At 71.5% G+C, this 15370-nt stretch carries 15 protein-coding genes and 2 pseudogenes; 8 read left to right on the forward strand and 9 right to left on the reverse strand.

All coding sequences use genetic code 11. The features are described from left to right. Window positions 1-180 precede the first annotated feature (180 nt). The gene (locus tag O7634_RS06605; protein WP_278153889.1) at window positions 181-1218 is read right to left on the reverse strand and encodes a UDP-N-acetylmuramate dehydrogenase; all 1038 of its coding nucleotides are present in this window, start codon (window positions 1216-1218) and stop codon (window positions 181-183) included. Between the two features lie 114 nt (window positions 1219-1332). Between O7634_RS06605 and O7634_RS06610 the strand changes: the two genes are divergently transcribed. From O7634_RS06610 to O7634_RS06640, 7 genes are all read left to right on the forward strand, one after another. Next, complete coding sequence (locus O7634_RS06610; RefSeq protein ID WP_278149260.1) at window positions 1333-2091, forward strand: maleylpyruvate isomerase family mycothiol-dependent enzyme; 759 nt, start codon at window positions 1333-1335, stop codon at window positions 2089-2091. 171 nt (window positions 2092-2262) lie between these two features. After that, window positions 2263-3567 carry an extracellular solute-binding protein gene (locus O7634_RS06615; protein WP_278149261.1) on the forward strand — a complete coding sequence of 435 codons (1305 nt, stop codon included), beginning with the start codon at window positions 2263-2265 and terminating at the stop codon, window positions 3565-3567. Between the two features lie 69 nt (window positions 3568-3636). After that, window positions 3637-4620 carry a sugar ABC transporter permease gene (locus tag O7634_RS06620; protein WP_278149262.1) on the forward strand — a complete coding sequence of 328 codons (984 nt, stop codon included), beginning with the start codon at window positions 3637-3639 and terminating at the stop codon, window positions 4618-4620. Beyond that, entirely contained in the window at window positions 4617-5450 is an 834-nt protein-coding gene (locus O7634_RS06625; RefSeq protein WP_278149263.1) for a carbohydrate ABC transporter permease, read from the forward strand. Before O7634_RS06620 ends, O7634_RS06625 begins: the two co-directional genes overlap by 4 nt. After that, window positions 5447-6826, forward strand: coding sequence for a GH1 family beta-glucosidase (locus tag O7634_RS06630; protein ID WP_278149264.1), 1380 nt, complete (start codon window positions 5447-5449; stop codon window positions 6824-6826). Before O7634_RS06625 ends, O7634_RS06630 begins: the two co-directional genes overlap by 4 nt. A 20-nt stretch (window positions 6827-6846) precedes the next feature. Next, a complete protein-coding gene (locus O7634_RS06635) occupies window positions 6847-7854 on the forward strand; it encodes a LacI family DNA-binding transcriptional regulator (RefSeq protein WP_278149265.1) in 1008 nt (335 codons plus the stop codon). Window positions 7855-8098: 244 nt separating this feature from the next. Beyond that, on the forward strand, window positions 8099-9022 hold the full coding sequence (locus O7634_RS06640) for a GNAT family N-acetyltransferase (protein WP_278149266.1): 924 nt from the start codon (window positions 8099-8101) through the stop codon (window positions 9020-9022). A 60-nt stretch (window positions 9023-9082) separates the two neighbouring features. Here O7634_RS06640 and O7634_RS06645 read toward each other — a convergent pair. Both O7634_RS06645 and O7634_RS06650 read right to left on the reverse strand, forming a co-directional pair. Further along, window positions 9083-9256: pseudogene (locus O7634_RS06645) on the reverse strand (macro domain-containing protein); the annotation flags it as partial. Window position 9257: 1 nt separating this feature from the next. After that, entirely contained in the window at window positions 9258-10049 is a 792-nt protein-coding gene (locus tag O7634_RS06650; RefSeq protein ID WP_278149267.1) for an EI24 domain-containing protein, read from the reverse strand. 68 nt (window positions 10050-10117) lie between these two features. Between O7634_RS06650 and O7634_RS06655 the strand changes: the two genes are divergently transcribed. After that, window positions 10118-11086: a YafY family protein gene (locus O7634_RS06655; protein WP_278149268.1), complete on the forward strand. Its 969-nt coding sequence runs from the start codon at window positions 10118-10120 to the stop codon at window positions 11084-11086. Here O7634_RS06655 and O7634_RS06660 read toward each other — a convergent pair. From O7634_RS06660 to O7634_RS06685, 6 genes and pseudogenes are all read right to left on the reverse strand, one after another. Then, window positions 11077-11991, reverse strand: coding sequence for an SDR family oxidoreductase (locus O7634_RS06660; protein WP_278149269.1), 915 nt, complete (start codon window positions 11989-11991; stop codon window positions 11077-11079). The genes O7634_RS06655 and O7634_RS06660 overlap by 10 nt on opposite strands. A gap of 55 nt (window positions 11992-12046) precedes the next feature. Beyond that, on the reverse strand, window positions 12047-12784 hold the full coding sequence (locus O7634_RS06665; protein WP_278149270.1) for an alanyl-tRNA editing protein: 738 nt from the start codon (window positions 12782-12784) through the stop codon (window positions 12047-12049). Between the two features lie 11 nt (window positions 12785-12795). Beyond that, a complete protein-coding gene (locus O7634_RS06670) occupies window positions 12796-13683 on the reverse strand; it encodes an alpha/beta hydrolase (RefSeq protein WP_278149271.1) in 888 nt (295 codons plus the stop codon). After that, window positions 13680-13994: a DUF2516 family protein gene (locus O7634_RS06675; RefSeq protein WP_124820335.1), complete on the reverse strand. Its 315-nt coding sequence runs from the start codon at window positions 13992-13994 to the stop codon at window positions 13680-13682. Before O7634_RS06675 ends, O7634_RS06670 begins: the two co-directional genes overlap by 4 nt. Window positions 13995-14064: 70 nt before the next feature. Next, a complete protein-coding gene (locus O7634_RS06680) occupies window positions 14065-14724 on the reverse strand; it encodes a hypothetical protein (protein ID WP_278149272.1) in 660 nt (219 codons plus the stop codon). 89 nt (window positions 14725-14813) lie between these two features. Continuing rightward, window positions 14814-15284: pseudogene (locus O7634_RS06685) on the reverse strand (helix-turn-helix transcriptional regulator); the annotation flags it as partial. Window positions 15285-15370 lie beyond the last annotated feature (86 nt).

Below are 15370 nucleotides of genomic sequence, written 5' to 3' on the forward strand. Positions count from 1 at the left end.
CTGGCCCTGGCCCTGGCCCTGGCCCACGCCCACGCCCACGCCCACGCCCACGCCCACGCCCACGCCCACGCGATCTTGCACTTTCGGTTGGCGATTTGTCACTTCTGGTGCCGTTATGTAACCGCAGAAAGTGCAAGATCGCGCAGGGCGGGGGGCGGGGCGGGGCGGGGCGGGGCGGGGTTAGAGGGTGCAGTTGATGAGGACTGGTTCGGGGTGGAGGGTTACGCCGAAGCGGGTGTGGACCTGGTCGCGGATGGTTTCGGCCAGGGCCAGCAGGTCGGCGGTGTGGGCTGTGCCGCTGCGGTTGGTCAGGGCCAGGGTGTGCTTGCTGGAGATCGCCACCCCACCCGCGCCGGGGTGGCCCTTGCTGAAGCCGGCTTTGTCGATCAGCCATGCCGCGCTCACCTTGACCAGGCCGTCGGCCCCCGGCCAGGCGGGCGGGTCGCCCACCTCGGCGGAGCGCTCCAGCAGCAGGTCGTACGTCGCGCGGTCGAGCACGGGGTTGGTGAAGAAGGAGCCGACCGAGCGGGTGTCCGGGTCGGTCGCGTCGAGCACCATGCCCTTGCCCGCGCGCAGCCGCCGCACCACGGCGCGGGCGTCGGCGAGCGGCACCTGGTCACCGATCTCGACACCGAGCGCCCTGGCCAGCTCGGCGTACCGCACCGGGCCGGAGAGCGGGGACTTGGTGAGCCGGAAGTCGACGCTGAGCACCACCCAGCGGTCCACGTACTTGAAGATGCTGCCCCGGTAGGCGAACCCGCAGTCGGCGGCCGGGATGTCGTAGCGGGCGCCCTCGACCCGGTCGTACACCTCCACGGAGGTGATCGTCTCGGCGACCTCCTGCCCGTACGCGCCGACGTTCTGGATCGGGGTGGCGCCGGTCGAGCCGGGGATGCCGGAGAGGCATTCCAGCCCGGCCCAGCCGTTGGCGACGGTGGCGGCGACCAGGTCGTCCCACGGCTCGCCGGCGTCGACGCGTACGGTGACCGACCCGGCGGTCTCCTCGACGACCCGGAGGCCCCGGGAGCGCACCAGCACGACGGTGCCGGGGAAGCCGGAATCGCCGATGACCACGTTGCTGCCACCGGCCAGGATCAGGATGGGCTCCTCGGCGACCTGGACGGCTCGGACGATCTCGTCGGCGCTGCCGGCGGCCACGATCCGCGCGGCGGGCCCACCCATCCGCAGGGTGGTGTAGCCAGCGAGTGGACCGGGGATGGCACGATCGGCGTCGGTTGTCGGCTGGGCGGAGGCGTCTGGCACGCCCTTCACCTTAGGCTGACTGATAGCCGTGGCACCCACTGGTCGCCCGGCACCCCCGGGAGGATGGCGATGAGCAGACTGCAGGGCAGCAAGGATTTCTGGATCGGGGCGCTCCGGGCGGAGGGCCCGGCTTTCGCCGCGGCGGTGGCCGAGGCGCCACCGGAGACACCGGTGCTGTCCTGTCCGGGCTGGACGGTCAGCGACCTCACCCTGCACCTGGCCGGCATCTACCACTGGGTGTCGTCGTTCGCCGGCTCCGGTGAGACCGGTCAGCCGGCGCGGCGGGAACCGCTCGAGGCGGAGCCGGGGGTGACTCCACTCCAGCTCTGGCAGCAGGGCTACGACCGGCTGATGACGCTGTTCGACGGGCTCGACCCGGAGGCACCGGCCTGGAACTGGGCCCCGCAGCCGAAGAAGGCCGGCTTCTGGCCGCGCCGGATGGCGCACGAGACGGCGGTGCACCGCTGGGACGCCCAGCTCGCCATCGGGGCCGGTGACCCGGTGGAGGCGAAGCTCGCGGCCGACGGGGTGAGCGAGGTGCTGGACACCTGGCTGCCGGCGGGCCGGCGGCAGGCGCCGGGCGACTGGCGCGGGGTGGTGCAGCTCTCCGCGACCGACGCGGCCCAGGAGTGGTATCTGCGGTTGCGCGGCGAGGGGGTGGCGCTGCTCGACACGGCGACCATCTTCGACCACGACGACCACCACGCGCGGGCCCAGGTCAGCGGCACCGCGAGCGACCTGCTGCTGGCGCTCTGGGGCCGGGTGAGCTTCGAGACGCTCGACGTCGCCGGGGACCGCTCCCTGCTGAACGGCCTCCGCACCGGCTGATCGACAGGCCAGCCCGCGAGGGCGTCACCCGTCGGGGTGACGCCCTCGTTCGCGTGGCCGGCACCGGAGCAATCGAGAGAGCGCTCTCTTGACAGGGTGGGTGGCACCCATCACAGTGTCGTGAGAGCGCTCTCTTACCAAACCCGACCCCCTGCAGAGAGGTCCAGATACATGGCTCTCCTCCCGCGCCGCCGCCTCGCCGCGGTGGCCCTCGCCGCCACCACCGCCCTGCTCGTCACCGCCGGCTGCGGCGGCGACGACAAGGGCGGCGACGGGACCGTCACCCTCACCGTCGACGTCTTCGGCCAGTTCGGCTACGAACAGCTCTACCAGGAGTACATGGCCGCGAACCCCGGTGTGAAGATCGTGGAGCGGGGCACCGGCACCAACCTCGACGAATACTCCCCGAAGCTGACCCAGTGGCTCGCCGCCGGCCGGGGCGCCGGCGACGTGGTGGCCATCGAGGAAGGGCTGCTGGTCGAGTACAAGGCCAACCCCGGCAACTTCGTCAACCTGCTGGACCACGGCGCCGCCGACCTCAAGGGCAACTTCCTGGAGTGGAAGTGGAACGCCGGCCTGACCGCCGACGGCAAGCAGCTCATCGGCCTCGGCACCGACGTCGGCGGCATCGCCATCTGCTATCGCAAGGACCTCTTCGCGAAGGCCGGCCTGCCCACCGAGCGGGACGCGGTCTCCCAGCTCTGGCCGACGTGGCCGGACTACATCGCCACCGGCGAGAAGTTCGCCGCGGCGAAGACCGGCGCGTCCTTCCTCGACGGGGCGACGAACACCTTCAACACCATCCTGCTCCAGACCGCCGGCAACACCACCGGCTACAGCTACTACGACACCAGCGACAACCTGGTCGTGGACAGCAACCCGTCGGTACGGCAGGCGTGGGACACCACGATGGACATCATCGACTCGGGCCTCTCCGGCAGGTACGGCTCCTGGTCCGAGGAGTGGGTCTCCGCGTTCAAGCAGTCGAAGTTCGCCACCATCGCCTGCCCGGCCTGGATGACCGGCGTCATCGAGGCCAACGCCGGCACCGCCGCCTCGGGCAAGTGGGACATCGCCCGGGTTCCCGGCAACGGCGGCAACTGGGGTGGCTCGCACCTCGCCGTGCCCAAGCAGAGCAAGCACCGGGCCGAGGCGATCGAGCTGCTCAAGTTCCTCACCAGCGCCAAGGGGCAGATCGGGGCGTTCAAGGCCAAGGGTCCGCTGCCCTCCTCCCCGCAGGCGCTCGACGACCCGGCCATCACCGGCGCGACGAACGCGTACTTCTCCGGAGCGCCGGTCGGCGCCATCTTCGGCACCGGCGCGAAGAGCCTGAAGCCGGTCTACATGGGCCCGAAGAACCAGGCGGTACGCACCGAGGTGGAGAACGCGGTACGGACCGTCGAGCTGGGCCAGCGCAGCCCCGCGCAGGGCTGGACGGACGCGGTGAACAACGCCAAGAAGGCCGCCGCCAAGTAGCCCAACCAGCGTGCGGGCGGGCTCCGGCACCAGGAGTCCCGCCCGTACGGCGGAAAGGAGTTCCCGGGCATGACCGTCCAGCTCGACGCCCGCCCGCCGGTGGCGCCGGCCCCCCAGCGCTCGTCGGGTCGGCTGACCCGGCTCGACACCCGGCTCTCGCCGTACCTCTACATCGCCCCGTTCTTCCTGCTCTTCGCGGTCTTCGGGGCCTACCCCCTGGCGTACACCTTCTGGGTGTCGCTGCACGACTGGGACCTGCTCGGCGCCGACCACCCGTTCGTCGGGGCGGAGAACTACACCCGGCTGCTCGCCGACCCCGACTTCTGGCACGCGCTCGTCAACACGCTGGGGATCTTCGTCATCTCCACGGTCCCGCAGTTGCTGGCCGCGCTCTGGTTGGCCAACCTGCTCAACCGGGGCCTGCGCGCCCGTACCGGTTGGCGGATGGCGGTGCTCGTCCCCAACGTCACGTCCACCGCGGCGGTGGCGATCGTCTTCGGAGTCATCTTCGGCCGCGAGTTCGGCATGATCAACTGGCTGCTGGACTTCGTCGGGGTGGACCCGATCGGCTGGAAGTCCGACCGGTTCGCCTCCTGGGTGGCCATCTCCGCCATGGTCGACTGGCGGTGGACCGGCTACAACGCGCTGATCCTGCTGGCCGCCATGCAGGCCATCCCCAAGGACCTCTACGAGTCGGCGGCCATCGACGGCGCCAACCGGGCCCGCCAGTTCTGGTCGATCACCGTGCCGCTGCTCAAACCGACGATCGTCTTCTGCGCCATCATCGCCACCATCGGCGGGTTGCAGCTCTTCACCGAGCCCCGGCTGTTCCACTCCGGCACCAACCCGATCCGGGGCGGGCCGTCGCGCGAGTCGCAGACGCTGACCATGTACATGTTCGAGAACGCCTTCGCGCCGCACTACAACTTCGGGTACGGCTCCGCCGTGGCCTGGCTGCTCTTCGCGCTCATCGCGATCGTGGCGGCGGTCAACGTGCTGATCCTGCGCCGACTGGGTGGCGGCACGGGCGCGCGAAAGGGAACGGCCCGATGAGCCGACTCTGGCGGGCCAGCCCGCTCACCTACCTCGCCCTGGTCGTCGCCGCCGGCCTGTCGGTCTTTCCGATCTGGTGGATGTTCGTGGTGGCCAGCCGGTCCAGCGACGCGATGGGCCAACTGCCACCGCCGATGACGCCGGGCGGCAACCTCGGCGCCAACATCGCCCGGCTGTTCGACAACACCGACGCGTACTTCCTCACCGGCCTGATCAACTCGACGATCGTGTCCGGCACCGTCACCGTGTCCGTGGTGCTCTTCTCCAGCCTGGCCGGCTTCGCCTTCGCCAAGCTGCGGTTTCGCGGGCGCAACGCGCTGCTGCTGGTCATCATCGCGACGATGATGGTGCCGACCCAGCTCGGTGTGATCCCGCTGTACCTGCTGATGACCCGGCTGGAGTGGAACGACAGGCTCCCCGCGGTGATCGTGCCGGCCCTGGTCACCGGCTTCGGGGTGTTCATGATGCGGCAGTACGCCGGCCAGGCGGTGAGCGACGAGCTGATCGAGGCCGCCCGGATGGACGGCTGCGGCACCGCCCGGATCTGGTGGCACGTGGTGCTGCCCGCGCTGCGTCCCGCCGCCGCCGTCCTCGGCCTGCTCACCTTCATGACCACCTGGAACGACTTCCTCTGGCCGTACGCTGTGCTGAACGATCCGGCGAACCCGACAGTGCAGCTCTCGCTCCGGGCCCTGTCGGACGGGTACTACCAGGACATGTCGCAGGTGTTCACCGGGACCGCCATCGCGACGCTGCCCCTGCTGCTGGTCTTCGTGGTGTTCGGGCGGCAGATCATCGGCGGAATCATGGAAGGTGCGGTCAAGGCGTGAGTGAACTCAAGTTTCCCGAGGATTTCCTCTGGGGTGCGGCCACCGCCGCGTACCAGATCGAGGGCGCCGCCCGCGACGACGGTCGCGGACCGTCCATCTGGGACACCTTCAGCCGCACCCCGGGCAGGGTCTACCAGGGGCACACCGGCGACGTCGCCTGCGACCACTACCACCGGTACGCCGACGACGTGGCGCTGATGGCCGAGCTGGGGCTGCGGGCGTACCGGTTCTCGGTCTCCTGGCCGCGCGTGCAGCCCGACGGCACCGGGCCGGTCAACCCGCGCGGGCTGGACTTCTACGACCGGCTCACCGACGCGCTGCTGGCGCGGGGCATCGACCCGATCGTCACCCTCTACCACTGGGACCTGCCGCAGAGCCTCGGCGACCGGGGCGGCTGGACCAACCGGGACACCGCCGAGCACTTCGCCAGCTACGCCACAGCGGTGTACGCCCGCCTCGGCGACCGGATCGACACCTGGACCACCCTCAACGAGCCGTGGTGCTCGGCCTACCTCGGGTACGCCAACGGGGTGCACGCGCCGGGCGAGCGGAACCCGGCGGCGGCCTTCACCGCCGTACACCATCTGCTGTTGGGGCACGGCCTGGCCGCGCGGGCGCTGCGCACCGCCGGCGCGCGCAGCGTCGGCATCACCCTCAACCCGGCGGATGTACGACCAGCCGACCCGGAGAGCGCTGTCGACGCCGCTGCCGTGCGCCTGGTCGACGGCCTGCACAACCGGATCTTCCTCGACCCGCTGCTGGCCGGCGGCTACCCGGACGACGTCCGGGAGCACGTGGCCCGGATCGTCGAGCCGACGTTCATCAGGGACGGCGACGAGAAGCTGATCGCCGCCCCGATCGACCTGCTCGGCATCAACTACTACGCGCCCGGCTACGTGGCGGGGCGGCCCGACGGCGCCGGCAACCCCGCCTACCCCGGCACCGAGGGCGCTGTGCACTTCCTTCCCCCCACCGGGCCGCTCACCGACATGGGCTGGATGATCGAGCCGGCCGGGCTGACCCGGCTGCTGGAGCGGATCGCCACCGACTATCCCGGTGTGCCGCTGCTGATCACCGAGAACGGCGCGGCGTTCCCCGACAAGCCGGGCGCCGACTCGCCCGACGGGTCCGCACAGGTCATCGACGCCGATCGCATCGCCTACCTCGACGGGCACCTGCGTGCCGCGCACGAGGCCATCGCCCGGGGCGTGGACCTGCGCGGTTATCTCGTATGGTCATTACTGGACAACTTCGAGTGGGCGGAGGGTTACCGCAAGCGGTTCGGGATCGTGCACGTCGACTACCTGACCCAGCGGCGCACACCGAAGGCCAGCGCCCGGTGGTACCAGGAGGTGATCTCCCGGAACGGGCTGTGACGAGCGGGGGGAAAGGCGCGATGACGACGGCGCAGCGGCCGACGCTCGAAGCGGTGGCGGCCCGGGCCGGGGTGTCCCGGGCCACCGTGTCCCGGGTGGTCAACGGCTCCACCACCGTCGCCGAACCGATCCGCGAGGCGGTCACCCGGGCGGTCGCCGAGCTGGGGTACGTCCCCAACCTCGCCGCCCGCAGCCTGGTCACCCAACGCACCGACTCGATCGCCCTGGTCATGCCGGAGGCGGCCACCCGGGTCTTCTCCGACGACCAGGTCTTCCCCGGCATCATCAGGGGTGTCAGCCAGGAGCTGGAGGCGGCCGACAAGCAGTTGGTGCTGATGCTCGCCGGCTCGCCGGCCGGGCACCACCGCGTCGAGCGCTACACCACCGGCCGGCACGTCGACGGGGTGCTCTTCGCCTCGCTGCACGGCGCCGACCCGCTGCCCGGCACGCTGACCCGGCTCGGCATCCCGGTGGTGTGCAGTGGCCGGCCGCTCGGCGACGTGCCGGTCCCGTACGTCGACGTCGACCACGTCGCCGGGGTGACCACCGCCGTCGGCTACATGATCGACAGCGGTCGCCGGCGGATCGCCACCATCGCCGGGCCGCAGGACATGGTCGCCGGGATCGAACGGCTCAACGGCTACCGGCAGGCGGTCGCCGCCGCCGGTCTGCCCGAGCTGGTAGCTGTCGGTGACTTCACCAGGGAGTCCGGCGCGGCGGCGATGCGCCAACTGCTCACCGACCACCCCGACCTGGACGGTGTCTTCGCCGCCTCCGACCTGATGGCGCACGCCGCCCTGCGTACGCTGCGCGAGGCCGGCCGGCGGGTGCCGGAGGACGTGGCGGTGATCGGCTTCGACGACATCGAGACCGCCGCCTACACCGAGCCGCCACTGACCACAGTCCGGCAGCCGATCGTGGAACTCGGCCGCCAGATGACCCGACAACTGCTGCGGTTGGCCGCCGGGGAGAGCATCGAGCAGGTCGTCATGCTCCCCACCGAGCTGATCCGCCGCGCCTCAGCCTGACCGCGTGCGTGCTGGCTCGCGGCGCGCGGCAAGATCCACACAACTTCAGGGAAACAGTGGTTTCCGAGCGTCGGGAGACCACTGTTTCCCTGAAGTTGCTGCCTCGACAGCTCGCGCGCGGCCAGCGGGCGCGCGGTTAATACGTCGCCGTCACGGGCCATCGTCGCTAGCCTCGCCGACATGCCGAAATCCCTTGCGAAACCGCACACCTCCACTCTCAGCGCCGTACCGACGGGGGCCTGACATGGAGATCCGGGTGGCGCAGCCGGACGACGCCCCGGGTGTGGTGGCGCTGCGGGCGATCGTGCACCCGTACCAGGTGCGCGGGGTCGAGTCGACCCGGAAGATGCTCGCCGAGCCTCCGCCCGAGATGGGCTGGACCGCCTTCGTGGCCGAGGTCGACGGCCAGGTCGTCGGCTGGGTGTCGGCACAGTGCTCCACCTGGACCTCCACGCCGAACTTCGGCGAGGTCTCGAACCTGCACGTGCACCCGGAGCACCGGCGACGCGGCATCGGCACCGCACTGCTGACCGCCGCGACCGAGCACCTCAGACCCCTCGACATCCGCCGGGTACGCACCATGGCGCTGCCTGACGGGCTGCCGTTCGCGCGCCGGCACGGCTACGGGCCCAGCCGGGAGGTGCGCTACTCGGCGCTGGAACTGGACGCGCTGCCGCCCCTACCCGAGCCGCCGCCGGGCGTACGGCTGCTGCCGATCGTCGACCTGGACCCGCGCCTGCTGTACGCGGCGGACGTGGCCGCTGCCGCCGACGAGCCGGGCGACGAGCCGGTCGACTCGATCAGCTACGAGAACTGGCGGTACGACGTGTGGGACAACCTCGGCCTGGACAAGTCGGCGAGCACCACCGCCGAGGTTGACGGCGAGGTGGTGGCGTTCAGCCTGGTGAAGCGGGACGGGGACCGGATGTGGTCGGACTTCACCGGCACGATTCCGGCGTACCGGGGGCGAGGGCTGGCCCGACTGGCGAAGACGGCGGCACTGCACCGGGCCGCCGCGAGCGGCGTACGTGTCGCGTACACCTCGAACGACGAGGCGAACGGGCCGATGCTCGCTGTCAACACCCGACTGGGCTACCGACCGGTCGCCTCCCAGTGGACCTGCCTGGCCGACCTGACAGCCCCGGCAAGATCAGATGATGGAGAGTAGTTCGAATCCTCTTCTGGGAACTACTCTCCATCAAGTGATCAAGGGTGCAGCGGCTACCCGACGGCCGTAGCGGGACGCGCGCAACGCCCGGCACTCGGTCAGGATCGCCGGACCGCCACGCCGGTGGATCGCGCCGTCGACGCCACCACCGCCGAGCAGGGACGAGTTCGCCGCGTTGACGATCGCGTCCACCCGCTGGGTGGTGATGTCCCCCTCGACCAGGATGACGTCCATGTCAGCTCCGCTCGATCGGCTGACCGAGCCGACGGCGGGTCAGCAGGGCCGCGCCGGCCACCGCTGCCGGCATGACCAGCACGGCGCCCAACGGGATCAGGAAGCAGAGGAAGACCGCCACCCCGAAGCCCAGCGCGGTGGGACGGTCGGCCTTGAGGATCGCCCGGCGCTCGGGCAGCCGCATCCCGCGCCGGTAGAACGGCGCGCCGACCAGCTCGACGGCGAGGAACCAGCCACCCACAGCGGCCCCGATCACCGGCACCACCGTCTGCCCCAGCACCGGGATGAAGCCGGCGACGAACAGGGGGATGCCGACCAGCGCGGAGAGCGCCACCAGCCGCACCGAGTCCACGGAGCTGCGGCGCAGCGACGACAGGAAGGGCACGTCCACAGCGCCCGGCGTGCCGCCGTACCGCTCCTCCACCCGCTCGGAGATCTTCTCGTAGAACGGGTCGCCGATGACCAGGGTGACCGCGGTGAAGGTGAGCACGCCGAGCAGGCCGCCGAGGCCCAGGAAGGCCAGCCCGGCGATCACCCGGACCAGGCTGCGCGCACCGCTCGACCAGTCGTCGGCGAACGGGGTGACCAGCGCGGCGAGATCGTCCACGAAGTACACGAGCGTGCCGAGCGCGGCCAGGAACAGCGCGCCGGAGATCAGCGCCGGCACGATGCCGAGCAGCATCAACCCCGGGCTGCGGACGTAGAGGCCCAACCCCCGCACCAGCAACCCGGCCCCGCCCAGGAAGCGTCCGACTACCCCGGTCACCGGGCTGGCGATTCTGCTGACGTCCACGAACGAGCAGCCTAGCGAGCGGTGCTCGAACCCGCCCGACGGCGAGCGGCACCGGGCAGGATGGTCGGGTGCGCGCGTCCCGACTGATCTCGCTGTTGTTGCTGTTGCAGTCGCGGGGGTCGATGACCGCGACCGAGCTGGCGCGGGAACTGGAAGTCTCCGAACGCACCGTGTACCGGGACGTCCTGGCGCTCTCCGCCGCCGGCGTGCCGGTCTACGCCGATCGTGGACGCGCCGGCGGCTACCGGCTGCTCGGCGGTTACCGCACCCGACTGACCGGGCTGAGCCGGGACGAGGCGGAGGCGCTCTTCCTCGCCGGGCTGCCCGGGCCGGCCGGCGAGATGGGGCTCGCCGACGCGGTGGCGTCCGCCGAGCTGAAGGTGCTCGCCGCGCTGCCGCCCGCGCTGCGGGACGCGCCGGCCCGCGCCGGTCAGCGTTTCCACCTGGACGTGCCGGGTTGGTTCCGGGAGACGCCACCGCCGGTCGCGCTGCCCGAGCTGGCCCGGGCGGTCTGGGGCGACCGGGTGGTCCGGGTGGGCTACCGCCGGGGCGACGGGGAGGTCACTCGCCGGGTCGAGCCGTACGGGCTGGTGCTGAAGAGCGGAATCTGGTACCTGGTCGGCCGCGTCGGCGACGACACCCGCACCTACCGGGTGGACCGGGTGACCGCCGTCGAGGTGGGCGACGAGCGGTTCGACCGCGACGAGAGCTTCGACCTGGCCGGGCACTGGCGCGAGCAGGCCGGGTCGTTCCTGCGGAGCATGCTGCGGGCCGCTGTCACCGTCCGGCTGAGCCCCGCCGGCCTGCGCCGGCTCCGGCACCTGGTCGATGCTCCCTTCGTGTACGACGAGGTGGTGGCCGCCGCCGGGAAGCCCGACGGGCAGGGCTGGGTGGTGGCCAGCCTGCCCGTCGAGTCCGTCCCGGTGGCGTACCACCAACTGCTGGGCCTCGGCCCGGAGGTGGAAGTGCTCGACCCGCCGGAGCTGCGGCAGTTGTTCGTCGAGGCTGCCGGGCGCTTCGCCGCGCTCTACCGGTAGCCGGTGACGTCCGCCGGCTTGCCCGCGTCGACCACCTCGGTGATGTAGCGGAAACCCTCGGGCTGGCTGCCGTCGAGGTCGGTGAACCCGTACACCTTGGACAGCGTGCCGGCGTCGACGGACTGGCCGTTCCACCGGGCCCGATCCTCGTCGGCGGCGAGCGCCACCACCGCGCGGCCGACGAACGCGGGGGTCTCCGAGATGAGGAAGTTGGGGTCGGTGGCGGCACCGTCGCGCCAGTTCTCCTCGGTCACGCCGAAGTGCTCGAGCATCGCCTCCGACCGGATCCAGCCGGGGGTGAGCGCGACGGCGGTGCAGCCGTGCGGTTTCAGCTCGTGCGCCTGGCTGAAGGCGAGCCTGGTGACCGAGACCTTCGCCAGGTCGTAGAAGATCGAGAGCCGATAGTTCTCGTCGTTGTACGCCTTGGTGCCGTCGCCCATCTCCACCACCAACCCGCCGGGGTTGCGGATCAGCAGGGGCAGCGCGAAGTGGCTGGTGATGATGTGCGTGTCGATGGCCAACCGCAGGGTGCGGAAGCCGGCGTCCAGCGGCTGCTCCCAGACCGGCTTGTCCCAGGTGGTCAGCGGGTCGCCGCCCCAGATGTCGTTGACCAGCACGTCGAGGCGGCCCTGCTCGGCGTCGATCCGGGCGACCAGGTCACGGACCTGCTCGGGAACCAGGTGGTCGACCTGGACGGCGATGCCGGTGCCCCCGGCCTTGGTCACCAGCTCGGCGGTCTCCTCGATGGTTTCCGGCCGGTCCATCTCCGAACGGGCGGCGCGGGTGCTGCGGCCGGTCGCGTACACGGTGGCTCCGGCCGCGCCGAGCTGGACCGCGATCTGCCGACCGGCGCCCCTGGTGGCGCCGGCGACGAGCGCGGTCTTTCCGGTTAGCTGTTGCGTCATGCCTGCGACGGTGTCACCGATACCTGACAACCGACGTCCGAATTCGTGATTCGGCCTAGTCGACGAGTCGGACGCGGACCCGCCGGTTGGCCCGGCCCTTGCTCTCCACCTTGACCACCTGCACCTTGCCGATCTGGGCGGTGGAGGCGACGTGGGTGCCGCCGTCGGCCTGCACGTCCAACCCGACGATGTCGACGATCCGGACCTCCTGCTCGTCGGGCGGGATGAGGTTGGACTGGGTGCGGATGATGTCCGGCAGCGCCAGCGCCTCGGCCCGTGGCAGCACCCGGGTGGCTACCGAGCGGTCGGCGGCAACCTCGGCGTTGACCAGCTCCTCGATCCGGGCCTTGAAGTCCGGCGGCACCTCGGGGAGGTTGAAATCCATCCGGGCCTCACCCGGCTCCATGTTGCCGCCGGTGACCAGCGCGCCGAAGTCGCGGAACACCACCCCGCAGAGCACGTGCAGGCCGGAGTGGGTACGCATCAGCCGGGTGCGGCGCTCGTCCTCCACCGCGCCGACGACAGCGGCGCCGACCGGCGGCAGCGGGTCGCCCTCGGCGGGGATCAGGTACAGGTCGTCGCCCTTGCGGGTGCCCACGATCCGGGTCTGCACGCCCTGCCAGAGCAGCACGCCGTGGTCCGGCGGTTGGCCCCCGCCGCCCGGGTAGAACGCCGAACGGTCCAGCACGATGCCCTGCTCCGGGTCGACGTGCAGGACCGTGCAGGTCCACTCGCGCAGTGTGGGGTCGGCGAGATCGAGCCGGTGCGTCCGGCCGTGCTGTGTGACGCCCATGACAGGGCAGGTTACTCGTTCAGGAAGCCGGAGATGCGGTCGCGCAGGTCGGCGCGTTCCGACCAGAGCACGCCCGGACGGTCGTACACGTGCAGGGTGGCCTGGGGCAGCGCGGCGGCGAGCCGTTCGGCGGTCTCGACCGGGTGCAGGTCGTCGCCCGCGCAACCGATCACCAGCGCCGGCGCGGTGACCGCCGCCAGGTCCCCGAGCCGCCGCAGCGGGGTTTTCCCGGCGAGGGTGGCCAGGTTCTCGGCCAGGCCGTCGCGGAGCAGGTGGTCGAGCCGCTGCCGCAGGTACGCCCAACCGGCGGGGGTGTTGCGCACCGCCGGGGGCAGTTCCAGCGAGACGACGTCGGCGACAATCGCGGCGTCCCCGCTCTCCACCGCCGCCAGGAGGTCGGTGAAGCGTTCCTGGGCGATCGAGCCGCGTGGTTCGTCGAGCACCGCGGGCAGGAAGAACACCAGTTTCTCGAAGCGCTCCGGGCTCTCCACGAGAAGTCGGCAGAGCGCGCCCGCGCCGAGACTCGCGCCGAACGCCCGGCTGGCTCCGCTCAGGTCGGCGACGGCCCGCAGGTCACGGGCCAGGTCCAGGTAGTCCCACGGCCCGTCCGGCGCCTCGGACCGGCCGTGCCCACGGAACTGGAAGAACACCCGGCGACCGGTCACCCCGCTGCCGAACGGTCGGGTGGTGGCGATGCCGTTGCCCAGCCCGTGCGCGAACACGGTGACCGGATCACCGGCGCCGGTGACCAGCCGCTCCAGTCGTACGCCGTGCGGGGTGGTGACCAGGTCGGTGTCGGGTTCCGGCAGTGCCGGCCGACCGGTGCGCGGCCCTCCCGGGCCCGGCCCCCAGGTGCGGGGCCCGCTGTCCGGTGGAGGTGGCCAGCGAAAACCTCTCACCAGAACCCTTTGCCGTCGCTCAGGTCGCGCAGACCGACCCGGACGTCGAGCAGGTAGATGAGCGCGGCGGCGATGCCGATCAGTCCGAAGAGGCTGATCGGACCGAAGCCGAGCAGGGTGAGCACGAGGCAGACCGCCAGGATGGCGATCCAACCGCCCTTGGGCAGCGTCCCGATTGCGGGGAAGGCGTCGGAGCGTTGCGTGATGGCGTGCACCAGCGCGACACCCTGGATGATCAGCGCGAAGACGAGCAGGATCAGCTCGATCACGTAGCGGACTTCGAACGCGAAGATCGGCGCGGCGTTGGCCATGCCGGCAAGTTTATGTCGACGCCCCCGGCTTCGTCCGACAAGGACGTCGCCGGGGGCGTCGACACCGCTCCTACTCGGCCGGCGGGCGGGTCCGCTTGGTGGCCCGGGGCAGCTTCGCCGAGGGGGTCTCGGTCTGCTTGGGCGCCTTCGGCGCGCGGGCGGCCTTCTTGACGGCGGCCGGCTTGGCCTCCGCGATCTCGGCCACCTCGGCCGGGGTCGGCGCCTCGGTCGGGGCCGACGGCGTGGCGGCGGTCGGGGCCTCGGTCGGCGTCGCGGCCTGGGTGGCCTCGATGTCGGCGTTGACCGTCTCGGCGGCCCCGAGCACACCGGCGCCGACGACCCGCTCACCACGGGCGACGAGCGCGCCGTAGGCGGCGAACGCGCGCTCCTGGGCGGCCTGGGCCCCCGCAACCACCAGGGCGGCGTTGCGGGTCGCGGCGGCGCGCAGCTTGTCCAGGTCGGCCGCGTCCCGCAGCTTCGCGAGGTCGGCGGCGTCGCGGAGCTTGGCCAGGTCGGCCGATTCGCGGAGCTTGGCCAGGTCCAGCTCGGCGGCCTTCTGTCGCAGCTCGAAGCCGGTCAGCACGGCCTTGCCGCCGAGGTCGGCGACGACGCGGGTGCCGAGCACGCCGACCGTGGACGGCAGCTTCCGCAACTGCTCGATGGCCAGTTCACCGGCGCCGGCAGCGGCGTAGATCGGGGCGGGGATACGGCTCGTCTTCGGCTCGCTCATGACGTCTCCTTCTTCTGGGGGCTGCTGGTGCTGCCCGGGGCGGGAGCGGTGCCCGCCTCGGTGACGGCGATCGACTCGAGCACGGCCTCGGTCGGGGTGCCGGCTGCGGTGGTGGGGCCGGTGGCGGCCACGTTGGCCAGGTCGGCGGGCTGGGCGGCGGGGGCCGTGCCGGGCACCGTCGTGCTGGTGCCGGACGCCTCGGCCTGCGCCTCCGCCAGCCGGGTGTTCTCCCGGCGGAACGTTTCATAGATCTGGGTGAGCGACTGCTTCTGCGCCATGGTCAGGTCGGCGTCCACCGCGATGGCGGCGAGGACCCCGTGGCCCTCCTTGTCGTCGAGCAGGCCGGCGCGCAGGTACATCGCGGGGGTGGAGACCCGCAGCGCGCTCGCCAGTTGCTGGAGCACCTCCGCGCTGGGCTTGCGCAGGCCGCGCTCGATCTGGCTGAGGTACGGGTTGCTGACCCCCGCCTGCTCGGCGAGCTGCCGCAGCGAGATCTTGGCGTTACGGCGCAGATCGCGGATGAACCCGCCGACATCGGGAAGGTCCTTCGGGGTGGCCATGGGTGCGACGTTAACCGACCCTGCTAGCTCCTGCAAGCAGAACGCTAACCATAGTTAGCAAGGTCTCAGCAACCCGTTTGCGCGCC

This window comes from Micromonospora sp. WMMD1120, from assembly GCF_029626235.1.
Classification (GTDB): domain Bacteria; phylum Actinomycetota; class Actinomycetes; order Mycobacteriales; family Micromonosporaceae; genus Micromonospora.

Excerpts from the sequence above, each read along its gene's own strand:
- O7634_RS06665 (WP_278149270.1), bottom strand. The coding sequence starts at position 12,784 with ATGGGCGTCACACAGCACGGCCGGACGCACCGGCTCGATCTCGCCGAC.
- O7634_RS06675 (WP_124820335.1), bottom strand. The coding sequence starts at position 13,994 with ATGGCCAACGCCGCGCCGATCTTCGCGTTCGAAGTCCGCTACGTGATC.
- O7634_RS06625 (WP_278149263.1), top strand. The coding sequence starts at position 4,617 with ATGAGCCGACTCTGGCGGGCCAGCCCGCTCACCTACCTCGCCCTGGTC.
- O7634_RS06680 (WP_278149272.1), bottom strand. The coding sequence starts at position 14,724 with ATGAGCGAGCCGAAGACGAGCCGTATCCCCGCCCCGATCTACGCCGCT.
- O7634_RS06660 (WP_278149269.1), bottom strand. The coding sequence starts at position 11,991 with ATGACGCAACAGCTAACCGGAAAGACCGCGCTCGTCGCCGGCGCCACC.
- O7634_RS06620 (WP_278149262.1), top strand. The coding sequence starts at position 3,637 with ATGACCGTCCAGCTCGACGCCCGCCCGCCGGTGGCGCCGGCCCCCCAG.
- O7634_RS06640 (WP_278149266.1), top strand. The coding sequence starts at position 8,099 with ATGGAGATCCGGGTGGCGCAGCCGGACGACGCCCCGGGTGTGGTGGCG.
- O7634_RS06615 (WP_278149261.1), top strand. The coding sequence starts at position 2,263 with ATGGCTCTCCTCCCGCGCCGCCGCCTCGCCGCGGTGGCCCTCGCCGCC.
- O7634_RS06635 (WP_278149265.1), top strand. The coding sequence starts at position 6,847 with ATGACGACGGCGCAGCGGCCGACGCTCGAAGCGGTGGCGGCCCGGGCC.
- O7634_RS06610 (WP_278149260.1), top strand. The coding sequence starts at position 1,333 with ATGAGCAGACTGCAGGGCAGCAAGGATTTCTGGATCGGGGCGCTCCGG.